Genomic DNA, 17,445 nt, shown 5'->3' on the forward strand with positions numbered 1-17,445 from the left:
AAAAATAAAGGCTTAAGAATACTAGCAAACCATACAAATTTATTATAGCATTATTATGAATAAATATAGATTAAAATATTCTCAATTTTTAGGACACAAAATAGCTTTTTAACAGTTTATGCGTTAAAAATATTTTTGATTCTTAAATCATCCCTTAAATTGGTCATGGGCTTTTCGAAATAATTATACACCGCCTTGGAAAACAAATAAGTAATTATTAGATAAATGAGTGTACAAACTATACATTCAAGCATACTTAAGTTGCTAAAACCAACAAACAATTGCATCAAATACAGTACAAATGTATAATGCAACAGATACATGGCATATGAGTATATACTTATGTTTTTAATAATTTCAGAAAGCCATGGTAGTGGTACATTTAAAAAGTAAAACTTGGGCAATAAAAAACAGATTGCTATTGAATTTAAAGGCAACAACATCACATTCCAGTAGAATGGTATTTTTTCTATACTTATACCCATCATAGGCATTATTATAAATAGTAACCCAATTAAAAATATACCTAAAAAGAAAAGCAAATCTTTTAATTTTTCAATACGCTTCTTGTATTTGTTAAAGTAATATACCAATATAAAACCATAGAAAATGCTATCTAACCTATAAACTACTATGGGTTTTAAGTTAGAATTCCATAATTCCAAAGACTGATATGTATCGACGGCCTTAACATGATATAATAGTTTAGAAACTAAAAAGAGAAGCACCAACAAAACCGAAGCCCATAAAAACAATGTATCCTTTTTCTTAACCTTCTTAAATAGCTTACATAAAACATAAAGACATATAGGAGCCAAAAGATAGGCATACTCCTCTATTGACAAACTCCATGACTCAGGAAAAAATGGAATGTGGCGCCCATTAAAATTTTGAAGAAAAAATATATATTTCCATAGGTCATGCGGCAATTTATATTCTACCAAAATAGCAATAACGATGTTTATTAATAGCACTAAAAAATATAATGGTAAAGTCCTAAACCAACGCCTAACCCAAAAATAAAGCATACTTTTTCCAGAAAATGATGCTGTTTTTAATAACCTTAAAAGAATGCCACCAATTAAAAATCCACTAAGGACAAAGAACACTTCTACCCCTTGCAAGCCCATACCTTGCAAACTCGTAACCAACACATTATCATAATTTTGAAAAATATAGCCAGTATGCGACAAAACTACCATTGCAATGGCTATTGCCCGCATGACATCTAAACCATATATTCTCGGTGTATTGTTTTTCAATTTATCTAGGAATTTTTTGGTCTCTAAATCTTAAAATAGGCTTTTCAAAATAAACATATATGAGATTTGACACAAAAATAGTAGTACTTAAAAATAGTAAAACAAGACAGACTTTCACTAACATTTCTAGGGCTTCAACATCAATAAACAACTGTAAATTGAGCAAGAGAAAAGAATAGTTAATCAAATACATCGCATAAGACCTTGTACTCACAAACTCAATTGCTTTTTTATATTTCCCTTTTCCTTTTAGATCCAAAAACAATGGAAATAATAGCAATAAAGAAATGCACACTACCTGTAAATACAAAAAGGAATAAAACCATAAATGGGTTTCAGGTAAAATTTTGAATATAAAAATTAATGAGTGTAGTAGAAGAAACATAAATACACCTGATAGAAATAAAATATTTTTATGTTTTTGCACTAAATTTTTATAATAGGTAATAGTATATACAGCTAAAAACCCATAATAAATACTATCCATTCGATAAACAACTACTTTTCTAAACGATAAGCTCCAGTCTGAATAGCTAATTGCATCAGCATTAAAATAATAGTAAATTTTAGGAATTGTAAGTAACACAATAGTTGCCAAAGAAGTTAAAAAAAACAGTTTTCCACTATTTTTTTTCTTTAGAATTGATGTCAAAAAAAGAAGCAAGGGCAAAAGCAAATATGCAAATTCCTCAATTGATAGGCTCCAAGCTTCAGTAAAAAAATTAGGGTGTTCCCATGCAAAATTTTGAAGGAATAAACCATAAAGAAAAGTTTCTTTAGGTAGTTTCAATCCAATTAGGAAAGCTAATACAATATTGACACACAAAATAAGAAAGTAATTGGGCAATGTACGAAACCAACGTCGTTTCCAAAATCGTAACAATTTTGACCAATTTAAGTCATCACTGTTCATCATTTTAAGCAATATGCCACCAATTAAGTAGCCGCTCAACACAAAAAACAAATCAACACCTATAGCTCCCATCAATCTGAAAATACTCAGAACAATAGTTACATTTTTAGGGAACAATAAAAAAGTACAATGGGATAAAATGACCAGACCTATTGCCAAAGCCCTTAAGCAATCCAGACCAAATATTCTATCTGACTTCATTTGATACATTGAAAACAAGTATCAATGTAGCATTTTTTTATTAAAATAGACTTTCAATAATCTGGCTTTCTGTTATACCTTCAGCCTCAGCTTTGTAATTTTTAATAATGCGGTGCCTTAAAATACTATGGGCTACAGCCTGTACATTTTCCATATCTGGCGAGAATTTACCATGAATGGCAGCATGGGTTTTTGCGGCCAATATCAAGTTTTGAGAGGCTCTTGGCCCTGCACCCCAATCGATATAGGTTTTTATCAAATCGTTAACCGTATTTCCTTCAGGTCTAGTTTTACCTACCATAGATACAGCATATTCAATAACGTTATCGGCTACTGGTATACGGCGTATTAAATGTTGGAAATCTATTATTTCTTGAGCAGTAAATAAGGCATCCACCTTATGTTCCACATCGGTTGTTGTTGTTTTTACTACCTGTACCTCTTCTTCAAAAGAGGGATAACCCAAATTAATAGCAAACATAAATCGATCCAGCTGTGCTTCGGGCAAGGGATAGGTCCCTTCCTGTTCTATAGGGTTTTGGGTAGCAAGAACAAAATAAGGTAAGCTTAACTTATAATGATGTCCAGCTACAGTTACAGCCCTTTCCTGCATAGCCTCTAATAAAGCCGCTTGGGTTTTTGGCGGTGTACGGTTAATCTCATCTGCCAGAATAATATTGGCAAAAACAGGCCCCTTTACAAACTTAAAATGTCTGTCCTCATCTAATATTTCGCTACCTAAAATATCACTTGGCATTAAATCTGGTGTGAATTGTATACGCTTAAAATCCAAACCTAAAGCCTGGGCAATCGTATTGACCATTAAGGTTTTAGCCAAACCAGGCACGCCAATCAATAAGGAATGTCCACCAGAAAATATAGAGATTAATATTTGATTGATTACCTCATCTTGACCAACAATAACTTTAGCTATTTCAGCTTTTAATTGGTTGTAACGTTCTACAAACTGTTCAATGGCAGCAACATCAGACATGTATTATTTTTTTAACCAGTTACTAGAAAACTCACAATCTCTATATGCTCCACCTATTTTAATATAGGTATCCATAATTTTCTCGGACTGCCATTTTTCTATGGCCTTAATTTGTTTTTCCTGAAGTGCCAATTTCTTAATCTTTAAAAAATCACGGGCATAATCGGCTTCATGTTCATCAACCCTATCCGTAACGGTTAAGATCACAAACTTAATATCACCTGTTCTTTCTTGATCGGATAATACCAAACTAACTTCCCCATCTTCCAAATTCTGTATTTGTGTATACAATTCAGTATCCATTTTGGTCAACTCAAAATTATAGTCTTGGGTTTCTGGATTAATGAGTTGTCCGCCTTCGGCACGAGTTTCTTCTTCATCACTTACTTCCCTAGCAGCATCTGAAAAAGAAATATCACCACTAACAATACGTTGCCTTACCTTTTCTAGACGTTCCTTAGCTTCACTAATAGCTTCATTAGAGACCTTGGGTCTCAATAAAAGGTGACTGACATCGTATTCCTGCCCCCTAATTTTTTGAAGATGAATAATATGAAATCCAAAATCGGTTTCAAAAGGCTCCGATATTTCTCCTTCTTGCAATGAAAATGCTACCTGCCTAAACTCTTTAACCATTCTTGGCTTCTTTCTGTTTAAGATATATTTATACCCCGACTGTTTCAATCCAGGGTCTTCCCCATATAAAATAACTTTAGACCTAAAGCTAGCTCCATTTTCTTCTACATCTGCTTTAAACTCTTTTAACCTATCGATTACCTTTTGCTTTTCTTCTTCAGATACTTTTGGCTTGGCAACTATACGTGCTACCTTTAAAGCAGTTCCAAAAAAAGGACGTTCTTCTTTAGGTATATTATTAAAAAACGTTCTTACTTCTTCCGGAGTCACCTCAATTTCCTCAACCACTTTTGCTTGCATTCTTCTAGCCAACATATTGGCCTTATTAATCTCCAACATTTCATCCCTGAGGCTCTTTTCGTCATCTTTATTATAGAACTCTAAAAGGCGTTCCATGGAACCATTAACTTGCTGCAAGAACTGCTCTAATTGATAATCGACCTGTTGCCTTACCTCGGCATCGGAGACTTCAATACTATCCTGTATGGCATGGTGGGCATATAACTTGTCTTCTAAAAGCTTTCCCATTAACTCACAATCTTTAATATCCTTGGTATTATAGCCACTAGCTTCTAATTGCGCTCTATTTTTAGGAATATCGGAATCTAAAATTATGTAATCGCCAACTACCGCGGCAACACCGTCTACCTTAACTGCATTTGCTGTGTCCATTTGTACTTTGGGCTTTACGTCTTCTTTCTTATCGTCTTCGATAATCTCTTGGGCAGCTGTTATATTTACCGCAAACACGATTAAGCCAAAAGTAATCAATGGCTTTATACTATTTAAAAATCTCAAACTGTTTATTCTTAATTGCATCTTTTGTAATGTCTTTTTCTATTTGCTTAATGAGCTCTAATTTCCTTTTGTTAATTACAATTTGGTCGATGGTAGGTTTAACATATTCTAATGGTGCTGTTTCGTTTCTCAAAAGAACATCATTAATTTGCATCAAATATACTCCTAATGAGTCTTTGAGTTGTATAAAATTAGATTTTTTTAACAATTCGTCTTTGTTCATCACATTCAAAGCTGGAATCTTTTCGAAGACCTGATCTACTTTTACCCAAATAGAATCATTTAAAGAATAGGATTTAAACTGAATGGAAATGGAATCAAGTTCTTTTTTATCTTCTATGTCAAACCGCTTAAAACGTTTTTCAATGGTATTAAAATTGTTTATACTTTCAATAACATGAATGTAACGGAACTTAATAAGTTCTTCATTTAATTTAAAAACATCCTTGTTTTCACTGTAATATACTTGGGCTTCGTCATAACCTACAACAGTATCCACGCTTCTACTCACCAAAGCCTCTAGATAGGCCTTTGCAAATAAATCGTTCTTGTATTGGTTTACCAAACGGTTGAAAGTTTCCTGCTTACTTTCACTTAAATTAAGCTTTGCCCCATCGAACAACAATTGTTGGGTTGCCCAACTTTTTATATAGTTTTGAACCAAAAGTGTACTATCTTCTTTTGAAGCCCCTTCAGATACAAGTCCTTTAATGTCGTCTTCATACAAAAAAGAATTATTTACTCGGGCAATAGCAACACGATCATCAACCTTTTTGAAAAAATTACAGGACACAATAGTACTGTATATTAACATAATGGCCCATATTCTTAATTTCACTTGTGATTTACTTTTGTTAATTAATCAATTATTACTTTTTCTGTTTTTTTAACCTCGTCTGCCTATAGCTTACTCTTGACCTCATTTCTAACTTCTTCTAAAACGTCAGCATTAATAACAACCTTATATTTTTTTCTCAGTTCTTTTATCCATTGAGCCTCTTTGAATTCTTGGTAATCACTAATCACCAATCCTTTTGCTTCCTCAAAGGTTTTTAGGGACTTTGGGAGAATCTCTTTTGTTTGTATTAAAACATAACCCGAATTATGTTTGTATATATTGGACAAGCCTTTTTTAAATTTATATTCTTTTGGAACCGACTGATGATTTGCATCCATATTACCTTGTGTAAAAATAACTTCAATACTATCGTTACTATTAACCAAGTTTTTAATTTGATCTATTTGCAAGCCTTCATTCAATAACTTAGCAACTTTTTTAAGTGGTTTTTGTTTGGATGAAGATGCTACCAAAGCATTTATACTTTCTGGAATATAATAATTAGCCTTATGGCTGTTGTAAAAATCTCGGATTTCAATTGAATCGTTTGCAGCATTCCAAATGGTAGATTCCATAAGATCGAACAGTAACAACCCGTCACGATACTCGTTAACTATATGGGCAAAATCCTCATTTTCAAACTCCAAGTTATCCTCCTTATAGTTAACTAGACTACTGTTTAAAAAATTTTCATAGTTTTTTTCCACTACAACCGTAAAGGGCTCCCTCTTTTGAAAACTACGTTGGCTTTTTAACAAATATTGTCCAAAATCGTTATAACTAAGCGCATTATTACCAATTTTTAGCAGATGTTTATTAGCGGTGAAATCCTTTGGAAGCTCCCAATTTCTTTTAAAATAATTTTCATTTAAAATAGAAGTGAAATAATTAAGGGCAGGCTGTTCCTCTTTAATATCATATTGTTTTTTTAATTTACTATATAAGGCCTCATCAATCAATTTAGATCTGTCATCGCGTTTGACCTTTACTTCCAATTCTGGCTTTAATATCTTAAAAGGTGCAATTGGTGTTTTTTGGTAAAGCTTTATAATATGCCATCCGAACTTAGTCATAAAGGGTTGCGAAACATCTCCTATATTTTCTAATTCAAATGCCTTTTCTTCAAACTCTGGCGCGCTAAGTTGTCCACCAGAAAATGGATTTAGGAGACCACCTTTCGACGCCGAACTTTTATCTTCTGAAAATTGTTTCGCCAAGGCTTCAAAATCTTCTCCTTGGATTATTTTTTTATATATTTCGTTAATTCTAATTTCTGGATCTCCATTATCATCAGTACTATTTAACCCAATCATGATATGGGCTACGGTACGTTCTCCCCTAGATTTTCTTTTATCAAATACTTTAACAATATGATACCCAAACCGTGTTCTAAATGGTTGGGAGATTTCACCAACAGGTGTATTAAAAGCAGCATTTTCAAACTTGTACACCATTTTAAAACCAGTAAAATATCCCAATTCTTCACCAAAAATAGTCTTACCATTATGCACCTGCTTTCTTACCGTTTCAAAACCTTCTTTCATGGTACGTTCCCTTAGTTTAAGTATGTCGTTATAGGCTGCCAAGGTGTCTTGCGGACTTGCCTCTTCATCTACCCTTACCAGTATATGATTGGCATTAACATCATGTGAAATGCGTTCATAAGCTTCTTCAACCAAAGCATCGGTAACTTTAGTATCGGATATATAACTTTTAGCCAATTGTTTTTTATAGGTGTCGAGTTCCCGTTTATAGCTTTCTTTTTCATTTAAGCCCAAAGCCTTGGCCTCTTTTAGCTTTAACTTGTAATTTGTAAAAAGGGTTAAATATTCATCCACATCCTTTTGGGATTCATCCTGAACCAAATCAAGATTTTTATTATAAACCCTTAAAAATTCAGAAACATAAACTGGATCTCCATCGACCGAAAAAAGAATATCATTAGTAGCCGTTTGGGCATAGCTTTTAAAAACAAAACACAGAACTACTAAAATTGAAAAAAACTTAAATTTCACAGGTTTAAATTTTTTAATTATTTGATAATATATTTTTTACAAAATCAAGAACGTGTGCAAGCGCTCCTTTCTCTCATTAAAAATTTTAGATATTTCAATTGGTAAAGAAATTTATAAATTCTTAATGTTCATTTTATTTAAATATCAACTTTTAAGCCAGTCACAAAAATAGCAATATATACCTATAATACAAGTTGTTTAACATAACGTTTAAAAAGCAATTCTCGTATGAATTGTGAACTATAGGGTTACCATAAAATTTCATAAGCTATGATTAAACCATAGGTTTATATAAAGCTTCTAACAAAAAAAGCATGACGAAGAGCCATGCTTTTGAAATTTTATAATATAATATCCTTACCTCGAATAATTAGGAGACTCTTTGGTAATAGTAACATCATGGGGATGGCTTTCATTAATACCACTTGCAGTAATTTTAACAAAACGTCCTGTATCCTTTAAGGTCTTTATATCTTTCGCACCACAATAACCCATACCAGCGCGTAACCCACCTATAAACTGGTGGATACTTTCGTATAGATCGCCTTTATATGGTACACGACCTACAATACCTTCTGGTACTAATTTTTTAATATCATCTTCAACATCTTGGAAATAACGGTCCTTACTACCTTCTTTCATAGCTTCAACAGAGCCCATACCACGATAAGACTTAAACTTTCGTCCTTCATAAATAATGGTTTCTCCTGGAGATTCCTTGGTTCCAGCCAAAAGGGATCCTAACATCACACAATCTGCACCAGCTGCAATAGCCTTTGGAATATCTCCCGTATATCGAATACCTCCATCGGCAATTACTGGAACACCACTGCCTTTAATAGCAGCAGCCACTTCAAGTACCGCCGAAAACTGTGGAAAACCAACACCTGCTACCACACGGGTTGTACAAATAGAACCTGGTCCAATACCTACTTTTACTGCATCGGCACCTGCTTCAACCAAATATTTGGCGGCTTCGCCCGTAGCGATATTACCAACTATAACATCCAATTGTGGAAATTTGGCCTTTATATCCTTTAAAACACCTACAACACCTTTGGTATGCCCATGTGCTGTATCGATTACAACAGCATCAACCCCTGCATTAACTAGGGCTTCTGCCCTATTAACTGCATCAGCAGTAACACCAATAGCAGCAGCTACTCGTAAACGTCCATATTCATCTTTATTAGCATGAGGTTTCTGACTTAGCTTAGTGATATCCCTAAAAGTGATAAGACCGGATAATTTAAAATTATCATCAACAATAAGCAGTTTTTCAATTTTATTAGCCTGAAGAATCGCTTCGGCATCCATAAGTGATGTCCCAACTGGAGCGGTCACTAAGTTTTCACTAGTCATAACCTCAATAATAGGCTTATTGTCGTCATGTTCAAAACGCAAATCACGATTGGTAACAATCCCTTTTAAGGTGCCATCTTTATCTACAATTGGAATACCCCCAATACCATTCTCTGCCATTGACTGCTTTGCATCTATAACCTCGGCAGTAAGCGGCAATGTTACGGGATCTATAATCATACCACTTTCAGCTCGTTTTACCCGCCTGACCTTCATGGCCTGAGCCTCAATAGTCATGTTTTTATGAAGCACTCCTATACCACCTTCTTGAGCCATGGCTATAGCCATTTTACTTTCTGTAACCGTATCCATAGCTGCCGAAATAATAGGTACATTTATGGTAATGTTACGTGTAAATTTCGTTTGGATATTTACTTCACGCGGTAAAACTTCTGAAAATGCTGGAACTAAAAGGACGTCGTCGTAAGTAAGGCCTTCCCCTACTATCTTATTTTGATGTGCAGTCATTGCAATTACGTTATAATTGCGTGCAAATTTACATATTTTTTCCTTTCACTGCACAAAAAACCTTCTATTTTAAACAGGTTTCTTTTGAAATAATTGGTATAGTACAATAAAAACCGATAAGGTAAATGTTAAGGTCATTAAAATTCCCGAAATCATAACTATGTATTTCATCCACAGCATCCCATTCCATAACAAATATAATCCACCAAAGGTAAATACTACAGAGAAAAAGGGCTCGACCATCAAAAATAGCTTAAACTTATTTGGTAATTTGGTAATCGCCACAAGCACTCCTAATAAAAAGAATATAATGGCCATGGACAGGACATGGTTATGAACCAATCTCAGCATTTCCTGTTCACTCTTCTTAAAACGCATAACTTCAACATCTTCATCATGCTCATTGCCCAAATATTGTTCCTCTATACCATTTGGATTTGCTGAAGATGTTTCACCAACAAATAGTAAACCAGTATAAAAACCTATACTTAAAACCACTATAAATATACCTATTAGTAACTTTATTTCCTTTGGTAGTGTAACTATGACCCCGTTTATTTGCATCTATAATATATTTTTGGAATGGAGTATTTTTAAGGATTTTAACAAATTGTTCATTGCTGAAGTCATAGAACGAACTGATATGGTCGCTCCAGAAATTGCAACAATATTTTCGCCATAATTTAATTCGTCGTTTTGAGACTTCCCCACAAACTGTTTTAGCCAACGTTTACTACCAATTTCACCACCATAATCCTCGCGATATACCAATACCTTTGCTTTAATAACTATCAGGTTCTTATCAAGTAATACTAGGTAATCAAACTGTGCCGTTTTACTTGGTGCCTGACCGATATAGGCATAACCTAAAAAATTATGATTTTCTACAATTCTAAAAAAATTATCGGCTTTAAATTCTGAAGGTAAATCTTTAGATATACTTTCATCTATACTTTGACTGGCAATGGCATACATTTCTACCTGAAATGTTTCCTTAATTTCTTTATCAACTTTCTTTTTAATGTTTTTTGGCAAACCAAAAGACATCAAAACCATTACCAATAATAATATCGAAACTTGTTTAAAGCACATGATGCAAAAGTATTCTTTTTAAAGTGATGAAACAAGATACTCTATTTTTAGAATTATATTGAGTACCTTGTTTCACCTGTTATTCAATTCCTTATTTAGAACCAAACACCTATTCCAAAATTTAACCTATCGGAAACATTATCACCAGACAATGCATTATCCCTAAATTGATAATCCCCTTTAAGTACAACTCCAGGAGCTATGTGGTAACTCAATCCAGTGGTAATATCCGTTCTATTATAGGCATCGTTTCTAACAAAACTTCCTGCCGTATCTGCATGTGTATCATATTGTTCGTACCTCAAAAACGCAAATAATCGTTGCTGTTTTTCTAGAGGCAACAAATTATAAGCACCCTCAATATACCAGCCTTGCAAAGCACTACCTAAACCTTGATTAATTGGTCTATTGGTTGCTATGTTGTATGCTTCTGTATCACTAAGGCTTGCATAAATAAACTGACCACGAGCGGTAAACCTTTGATAGGCATAGCGTGCATCTAGTCCCAACATGGCAATACCAATATTAGCACCTTCAAGTTCTTCAATATTATCTTCTGCCTGTGTTTTTCCTGTATAACCAGCTAATCCTAAACGGAGACCTGGCAAACCGTAATAATCTAATTTTACTGACAAAGTAGGACTATCGATTGTAGACTTAATTGCTTTTTGACGCCCTCCTCGCAAACCACTTGATCCACTTAAAAAGCCACTTAAGCCACCCGCTCCATCAGAAGTAGTAGATTTAAAACCGTTGAAAACATAGGCTTGGTAACCTAAAGACAAATCATTGAACCTACCTGTAACCCCTACTCCAATCTCTCTCCAAGTAGTTGGAATAATAACATTATCTACAGCCGGACGTTCTACGCCATTAAATGTTGTTGGTTCATGAAACTCATTAACAATTCCCATTGGAACCAACATTAAACCACCCCTAAGGCTTACATTAGAAGCTATAGCATAATTAACAAAAGCTTGTTCTACGAAAACTTCCTCTACATGTTCTAATTCCAATTCCGTTACAAACTGGGTTTTGTCATTAAACTTATAACCAAATAAAAGTACTAAACGTTGTACATCCAATTCACCGTTTTTTGCCTCTGGCTGGTTATAAGTTATCTCACCATAAGCACCAACAGTGACGGCTTTACCATAATTACCAGATAAAAGACGTTGAGCTGCATTAATCTGCTTTTGGGGATCGAAAGTAATAGAATCCTGTGCTGTTTGTGCTTGAAGAAAAGACACCAATAAAAGTGCAATTAGTAACGTTAATTTTTTCATGATTTGATAAAATTTTATTTTTATTTAGATTAATTATAAATAATAGTTAGTTTATAGCCACAAAGATAAAACCCAAAATTACTTGTACAAAATTTATTTAGATTAAATTTAAATAAACTTTTATTAAAAAACATAACACTCTAATAATGTGTATTTTAACCAATGTGTTTTTAATGATAAAAATTGAATATTTTGGAAGCCTCATTAAAAGCACTCTCAAAACTAAAGGCGTTTAGTGTGTTAGTTTTGTTAGACGTAAAGTAAGATAATAGTTTTTCGGTTGGCATATTGCCTGTAAGTTCGTCTTTAGCCATAGGACAACCGCCAAAACCTTGAATGGCACCATCAAAACGATAGCATCCAGCCTTAAAAGCGGCATCAACTTTATTAAACCAACTAGATCGTGTGGTATGTAAATGGGCACCAAATTCAATATTAGGATATAACGGAATTAAATTTGAAAATAAATACGATATTGTTTCTGGGATCGCTGAACCTACCGTATCGCTTAACGAAAGTATGCTTACACCCATATTGGCCAATATCTCGGTCCACTTACCCACTATTTCCACATTCCATGGGTCTCCATATGGGTTACCAAATCCCATAGAAATATAAACAACCACTTCCTTGTTATATTTATGGGCAATTTCAAGAATTTCTGATAATACTACCACCGATTGAGCAATGGTTTTATGCGTATTACGCATTTGAAAGTTTTCTGAAATGGAAAATGGATAGCCTAAATAATCTATTTCCTTGTGCTTGCAAGCATCGTTGGCGCCTCTAGTATTAGCAATAATAGCCAACAATTTACTAGTAGTTTTACTTAAATCGAGTTGGGACAAAACTGCTGTCGTATCCACCATCTGAGGGATGGCCTTCGGTGATACAAAACTTCCAAAATCAATAGTATCAAAACCAACTCGCAATAAGGCTTGTATATACTGTACCTTTTTTTCAGTAGGTATAAATTGTTTAATCCCTTGCATAGCGTCTCTAGGGCATTCAATGATTTTGACTGGCTTGGTCATATTTGATTTTATAACGAGATAAAAATAGCACTATTTTTTGTAAGACCTAAGCTTTATTGCCGACATAAGAGTTGATTTTTCCAGATTAATATGAAGCACTTTTATTCATTAGGAGCCTTTCTTTTCTTATTTTCCATAACCTTTTTCCATACAGTTAATGGTCAAAGTTTTGCTGTATACAATTTTACGTTTACCAGTACTTGGAATGAAACTGATCATACATCAATTCCTAATAATGCGCATTGGTCTGATTTGGTTTGCGCAACACATAAGGTCATTAATGAATTTTTGGAAGAAGGGCAACCTGCTTCGATAGGAATTAAGAATGTTGCCGAATTGGGTTCAAACACGAATTTTGAAAATGAAGTCAACATTGTTATTGCTTCCAATAGGGCTAATCAGTGGTTGCAAGAGCCTTTTAATAACCATGCTGCTATTAGTACGGCTACACTAACAAATGTCCAAGTGAACGAAAACTATCCATTGTTAACATTGGTTTCAATGGTAGCCCCAAGTCCAGATTGGTTTATAATGATTAACAGTTTAAATTTAAGAAATGAAACTAATACCAATTGGAAGCCTTCTTTTTCAACTGATGTCTATGCCTTTGATGCTGGAACGGATGATGGTATTGATTACGAATCGAATAATATGGCAAGTAATCCGCCTGTAGGTATTTTCAAAATTAATGGACCACCTTTTAATGGCAATGTTATTGGTACGCTAACTGTTAGCTTACAATCTGTTTTGGATGTTAAAGAAGATACTTTTCAAAATTTATCAATCTACCCCAATCCAAGTGATGGAAAAGTAACTATTTCTCACTCCCAGAATATAACTTTTAAAGACATTGAAGTTTTTAATGTTATTGGAAAGCTTGTAAAAACCTATAACCATATAAAACCTGCTAATATAATTAAGTTAGATCTCTCACAATTAAACAAGGGGATCTATATTTTAAGAATTAATACAATTGATGGGAGAAGTAAAACACTAAAACTAGCACTTCAATAAAGCCCTATTTATAGACTTTACAAGTGAAGGTCCTTCATATATAAACCCTGTATAGACCTGAACCAAATCGGCACCTGCATCAATTTTTTCTAAAGCATCCTTAGCCGAATGAATTCCTCCAACACCAATTATAGGAAAGGCTTTGTTACTGTGTTCCGATAAATATTTAATCACACGCGTACTTTTATCTTTTATGGGCTGACCGCTCAATCCACCATTGCCAATAGCATCCAGTTGTACTTTCGATGCTTTTAAACCATTTCTATCGGTAGAAGTATTGCTCGCTATAACGCCATCTAATTTTGTATGCTTTACTAGATCTATGACTTCATCTAACTGGCCGTTGTTCAAATCTGGTGCTATCTTTAACAGGATTGGTTTTTTCTTTTCAAAACTGGCATTGGCCTTTTGCACGGCACTAATTAATTCCTCCAAATAGTCCTTGTCGTTCAGCTTGGCATGACTTCCAACATTTGGACAACTCACATTAAGCACAAAATAATCCACATAGGGGTGCAGGGCATTAAAACACTCCAGATAGTCCTTGGTATAATCTTCGGGTTTGGTCGCCGTATTTTTACCAATATTACCACCTATAATCAATTGGCCCCTATTCTTCTTCAACTGTTCAATGGCTGCTTCCACCCCCTCATTATTAAAGCCCATACGGTTTATAATCCCCTTATCATCCTTTAATCTAAACAATCTTCTCTTGGGGTTTCCGGGTTGAGCCTTAGGGGTTACTGTACCTATCTCAATAAAACCAAACCCAAAATTGGCCAACTCATTATATAATACCGCATTTTTATCGAAACCAGCAGCCAACCCAACAGGATTTTTAAATATTAGCCCAAATAAATGACGCTCCAAACGTTTATCATTTAGCACATACAAACTTCTAAAGAGTTCCTTAAGACCAGGAATCTTAGACATAAACTTTATTAATGAAAAGGTGAAATGATGGATTTTTTCTGGGTCGAACGCAAAAAATAGAGGGCGAAGTAATAATTTGTACATTCAGTATTATTTGTGCAAAAATACATAAAAATTTTCGTTTGTAAATTCATTGTAAAAAATGAAAAATTATATGTTTATCAAAATAAATTACTGATGTGAATACTATAGGTTATAATCGTGTAAATAAAAATGGATTGGGCTAAAGACAAAAAAATTAATAATCGTAACTTTATGGTTTAAAAAAGCTATCTATTATTTCAATTACTATTTTACTATGATTTCAAAAGAAGATATTATAAAACGTTTTATAAGTTATGTTACTATAGACACACAGTCAGACCCCAATTCCAATACCACACCAAGTACAGAAAAACAATGGGATTTAGCACACAAATTAGTAAAAGAGCTTAAAGCTATTGGCATGCAGGATGTGACTATCGATGACAACGCCTATATTATGGCAACCCTACCTAGCAATGTGGACCATGAAGTACCAACCATTGGTTTTATTTCACATTTCGACACCTGTCCAGATTTTACAGGAACGAACGTTAATCCCCAAATTTTTGAAAACTATCATGGTGGTGATATTTTATTGAATAAAGAAGAAGATATTGTATTGTCTCCAGATTATTTTGAGGACCTAAAACAGTATATCGGTCAAACGCTAATTACCACCGACGGCGCTACGCTTTTAGGAGCCGATGATAAGGCAGGGATCTGTGAAATTGTCTCGGCTATGGAATACCTTATCAATAGCCCAGAGATTAAACACGGAAAAATTAGGGTTGGCTTCACACCGGATGAGGAAATAGGTCGTGGTGCCCATAAATTTGACGTTGAAAAATTTGGTGCCGATTGGGCCTACACTATGGATGGGAGTCAAATTGGTGAATTGGAATACGAAAACTTTAACGCTGCCAGTGCAGTGGTAAAAGTTAAGGGTAAAATTGTGCATCCAGGTTATGCCAAAGGAAAAATGGTAAACTCGATGTACATCGCTACAGAATTTATTAGTTCCTTACCCAAAATGGAAACTCCAGAACATACGGAAGGTTACCAAGGTTTTTTCCATTTACATAATATGCATGGTGAAGTAGAAGAAACAACACTTGAATATATTATACGTGATCATGATAAGGCCCATTTTGAAGCACGAAAAGAGGTTATGCTAAAATTAACCAATGAAATCAATTCCCAATACGGGCGAGAGGTTATTATAACCAAAATTAAAGATCAATACTTTAATATGCGTGAAAAAATAGAACCTGTTATGCATATTGTAGATATTGCTGAAGAAGCCATGAAACAATTGGATATAGACCCACTTATTAAGGCCATTCGTGGGGGAACAGATGGATCACAATTGAGTTATATGGGCCTACCCTGTCCCAATATTTTTGCGGGAGGCCATAATTTCCATGGGCGCTATGAATACATTCCGGTTGAAAGTATGATCAAAGCAACTGAAGTTATTTGTAAAATAGCAGCGTTGACGGCTGAGAAGAATAGCGCTTATAAAACGGATTTTAAAAAACGCTAAAACATAGGTGTTGTAAGTATTTAATGTTCTTTCTTGCTTCTGAAAGTCCTTTTAGATTTTTTAGTTAGAAATGTATTTGCAAATTTAAACACAACACCACCAAACAATTTCGATTAAAAAATTAGAAGCCAATAACAAGTTACTTAGGTTTGAAAAGCTATTAATTGGACAAAAATAAAAAAGCCTCCTTTAAAAGGAAGCTTTCCTGAATTTTTAAATAATCTGCTCGGTATTATTTAGCAGGCGCATTCACTTTATTGCTCATTTCCATAGAAATTGCCGACCGATCAAACTTTAACTTTCCAGCTAAGGTTTCAATAACACAACTGTTATCCTTATCGTTCAATTCGGCTATCTTGCCATGCAAGCCACTTTTAGTAACCACTTTATCGCCACGCTTTAATTCTGCAGCAAACTTCTTTTCTTTTTTTGCACGTTTCATTTGTGGTGCTATCATAAAAAAGTATACCACAACAAACATTAAAATTAGGGGCAAAAAAGAGCCCATTCCTTCTCCCATATTTAGTTTTTTTGTACTGCTGTTGCAGCTGTTTTATTTGGATCTGGCTTAACAAAAGCCGTTATTCTAACTGTTTCGGTTCCTTTTTCGGTATTGGCAGTAACCGTAACGGTTTTAGATACCTTGTTGGTACCACTGCCGTTAAACTTAACCGTAAATTGTCCCGTGTCACCTGGCGCTAACGGCTCCCTGCTCCAATCCTTAGGTACGGTACAACCACAGGAACTCTTAATGTCTGTGATTACTAAAGGTGCCTCGCCTGTATTCTTGTAACTAAACACTGTTTCTACTGCTGTCTTGGCTTCAATTTCACCAAAATCATGCTCCGTTTTGTCAAATTCAATAACTGGGAATTTAGAGGCGACAGCATCTCTTTCAGCTGCTTGGGCTAAATTATCTTCGTCTATTTTTTTTGCTGCATTTTCTTTACAAGATGTAAAAGAAATTAAGCAGATTGCACTTAATCCTAAAATTAACTTCTTCATAATAGATGGTTTTAAATTTTTTGGTTG

Annotated in this window: 16 protein-coding genes; 2 read left to right on the forward strand and 14 right to left on the reverse strand. The window is 34.3% G+C overall.

Features of this window, described 5'->3' with window-relative positions; translation table 11 throughout:
• Positions 1-116 precede the first annotated feature (116 nt).
• The 11 genes from K7G79_RS03475 to K7G79_RS03525 form a co-directional block, all read right to left on the reverse strand.
• Positions 117-1,262 (reverse strand): acyltransferase, encoded by a 1,146-nt coding sequence (locus K7G79_RS03475; RefSeq protein WP_223549183.1) that lies wholly within the window; start codon positions 1,260-1,262, stop codon positions 117-119.
• Between the two features lies 1 nt (position 1,263).
• Positions 1,264-2,385 carry an acyltransferase family protein gene (locus tag K7G79_RS03480; RefSeq protein WP_370634187.1) on the reverse strand — a complete coding sequence of 374 codons (1,122 nt, stop codon included), beginning with the start codon at positions 2,383-2,385 and terminating at the stop codon, positions 1,264-1,266.
• Positions 2,386-2,416: 31 nt separating this feature from the next.
• Complete coding sequence (locus tag K7G79_RS03485; RefSeq protein ID WP_223549187.1) at positions 2,417-3,370, reverse strand: MoxR family ATPase; 954 nt, start codon at positions 3,368-3,370, stop codon at positions 2,417-2,419.
• A gap of 3 nt (positions 3,371-3,373) precedes the next feature.
• On the reverse strand, positions 3,374-4,825 hold the full coding sequence (locus K7G79_RS03490) for a peptidylprolyl isomerase (protein ID WP_223549189.1): 1,452 nt from the start codon (positions 4,823-4,825) through the stop codon (positions 3,374-3,376).
• The gene (locus tag K7G79_RS03495) at positions 4,788-5,642 is read right to left on the reverse strand and encodes a peptidyl-prolyl cis-trans isomerase (protein ID WP_370634188.1); all 855 of its coding nucleotides are present in this window, start codon (positions 5,640-5,642) and stop codon (positions 4,788-4,790) included. The genes K7G79_RS03490 and K7G79_RS03495 overlap by 38 nt, the downstream gene beginning before the upstream one ends.
• 62 nt (positions 5,643-5,704) lie before the next feature.
• The gene (locus K7G79_RS03500; RefSeq protein ID WP_223549190.1) at positions 5,705-7,657 is read right to left on the reverse strand and encodes a peptidylprolyl isomerase; all 1,953 of its coding nucleotides are present in this window, start codon (positions 7,655-7,657) and stop codon (positions 5,705-5,707) included.
• 357 nt (positions 7,658-8,014) lie between these two features.
• A complete protein-coding gene (gene guaB / locus K7G79_RS03505) occupies positions 8,015-9,487 on the reverse strand; it encodes an IMP dehydrogenase (protein ID WP_223549192.1) in 1,473 nt (490 codons plus the stop codon).
• 69 nt (positions 9,488-9,556) lie between these two features.
• Entirely contained in the window at positions 9,557-10,051 is a 495-nt protein-coding gene (locus tag K7G79_RS03510; protein ID WP_223549194.1) for a hypothetical protein, read from the reverse strand.
• Entirely contained in the window at positions 10,052-10,579 is a 528-nt protein-coding gene (locus tag K7G79_RS03515) for an FMN-binding protein (protein WP_223549196.1), read from the reverse strand. It abuts the gene before it with no gap.
• A gap of 95 nt (positions 10,580-10,674) precedes the next feature.
• On the reverse strand, positions 10,675-11,865 hold the full coding sequence (locus K7G79_RS03520; RefSeq protein ID WP_223549198.1) for a hypothetical protein: 1,191 nt from the start codon (positions 11,863-11,865) through the stop codon (positions 10,675-10,677).
• A gap of 170 nt (positions 11,866-12,035) precedes the next feature.
• Positions 12,036-12,899 carry a hydroxymethylglutaryl-CoA lyase gene (locus K7G79_RS03525; RefSeq protein ID WP_223549200.1) on the reverse strand — a complete coding sequence of 288 codons (864 nt, stop codon included), beginning with the start codon at positions 12,897-12,899 and terminating at the stop codon, positions 12,036-12,038.
• 90 nt (positions 12,900-12,989) lie between these two features.
• Here K7G79_RS03525 and K7G79_RS03530 point away from each other — a divergent pair, with 90 nt between their 5' ends.
• Complete coding sequence (locus tag K7G79_RS03530; RefSeq protein WP_223549201.1) at positions 12,990-13,913, forward strand: spondin domain-containing protein; 924 nt, start codon at positions 12,990-12,992, stop codon at positions 13,911-13,913.
• On the opposite strand, the gene K7G79_RS03535 is transcribed toward K7G79_RS03530, so the two are convergent.
• On the reverse strand, positions 13,899-14,930 hold the full coding sequence (locus K7G79_RS03535; RefSeq protein WP_223549203.1) for a quinone-dependent dihydroorotate dehydrogenase: 1,032 nt from the start codon (positions 14,928-14,930) through the stop codon (positions 13,899-13,901). The genes K7G79_RS03530 and K7G79_RS03535 overlap by 15 nt on opposite strands.
• Positions 14,931-15,144: 214 nt before the next feature.
• Between K7G79_RS03535 and pepT the strand changes: the two genes are divergently transcribed.
• On the forward strand, positions 15,145-16,413 hold the full coding sequence (gene pepT, locus K7G79_RS03540; protein ID WP_223549205.1) for a peptidase T: 1,269 nt from the start codon (positions 15,145-15,147) through the stop codon (positions 16,411-16,413).
• Between the two features lie 232 nt (positions 16,414-16,645).
• Here pepT and yajC read toward each other — a convergent pair whose 3' ends face one another.
• A complete protein-coding gene (gene yajC / locus K7G79_RS03545) occupies positions 16,646-16,933 on the reverse strand; it encodes a preprotein translocase subunit YajC (RefSeq protein ID WP_223549207.1) in 288 nt (95 codons plus the stop codon).
• Between the two features lie 2 nt (positions 16,934-16,935).
• Positions 16,936-17,418, reverse strand: a complete 483-nt coding sequence (locus K7G79_RS03550; RefSeq protein WP_223549209.1) for a DUF1573 domain-containing protein — start codon at positions 17,416-17,418, stop codon at positions 16,936-16,938.
• Positions 17,419-17,445 lie beyond the last annotated feature (27 nt).

This window comes from Aestuariivivens sp. NBU2969, assembly GCF_019931125.1.
Classification (GTDB): domain Bacteria; phylum Bacteroidota; class Bacteroidia; order Flavobacteriales; family Flavobacteriaceae; genus Aestuariivivens; species Aestuariivivens marinum.

Coding starts and splice junctions, on each gene's coding strand:
- K7G79_RS03530 (WP_223549201.1), top strand. CDS start 12,990: ATGAAGCACTTTTATTCATTAGGAGCCTTTCTTTTCTTATTTTCCATA.
- yajC (WP_223549207.1), bottom strand. CDS start 16,933: ATGGGAGAAGGAATGGGCTCTTTTTTGCCCCTAATTTTAATGTTTGTT.
- K7G79_RS03490 (WP_223549189.1), bottom strand. CDS start 4,825: ATGCAATTAAGAATAAACAGTTTGAGATTTTTAAATAGTATAAAGCCA.
- K7G79_RS03535 (WP_223549203.1), bottom strand. CDS start 14,930: ATGTACAAATTATTACTTCGCCCTCTATTTTTTGCGTTCGACCCAGAA.
- K7G79_RS03510 (WP_223549194.1), bottom strand. CDS start 10,051: ATGCAAATAAACGGGGTCATAGTTACACTACCAAAGGAAATAAAGTTA.
- K7G79_RS03515 (WP_223549196.1), bottom strand. CDS start 10,579: ATGTGCTTTAAACAAGTTTCGATATTATTATTGGTAATGGTTTTGATG.
- K7G79_RS03480 (WP_370634187.1), bottom strand. CDS start 2,385: ATGTATCAAATGAAGTCAGATAGAATATTTGGTCTGGATTGCTTAAGG.
- K7G79_RS03525 (WP_223549200.1), bottom strand. CDS start 12,899: ATGACCAAGCCAGTCAAAATCATTGAATGCCCTAGAGACGCTATGCAA.
- pepT (WP_223549205.1), top strand. CDS start 15,145: ATGATTTCAAAAGAAGATATTATAAAACGTTTTATAAGTTATGTTACT.
- guaB (WP_223549192.1), bottom strand. CDS start 9,487: ATGACTGCACATCAAAATAAGATAGTAGGGGAAGGCCTTACTTACGAC.
- K7G79_RS03550 (WP_223549209.1), bottom strand. CDS start 17,418: ATGAAGAAGTTAATTTTAGGATTAAGTGCAATCTGCTTAATTTCTTTT.
- K7G79_RS03520 (WP_223549198.1), bottom strand. CDS start 11,865: ATGAAAAAATTAACGTTACTAATTGCACTTTTATTGGTGTCTTTTCTT.
- K7G79_RS03485 (WP_223549187.1), bottom strand. CDS start 3,370: ATGTCTGATGTTGCTGCCATTGAACAGTTTGTAGAACGTTACAACCAA.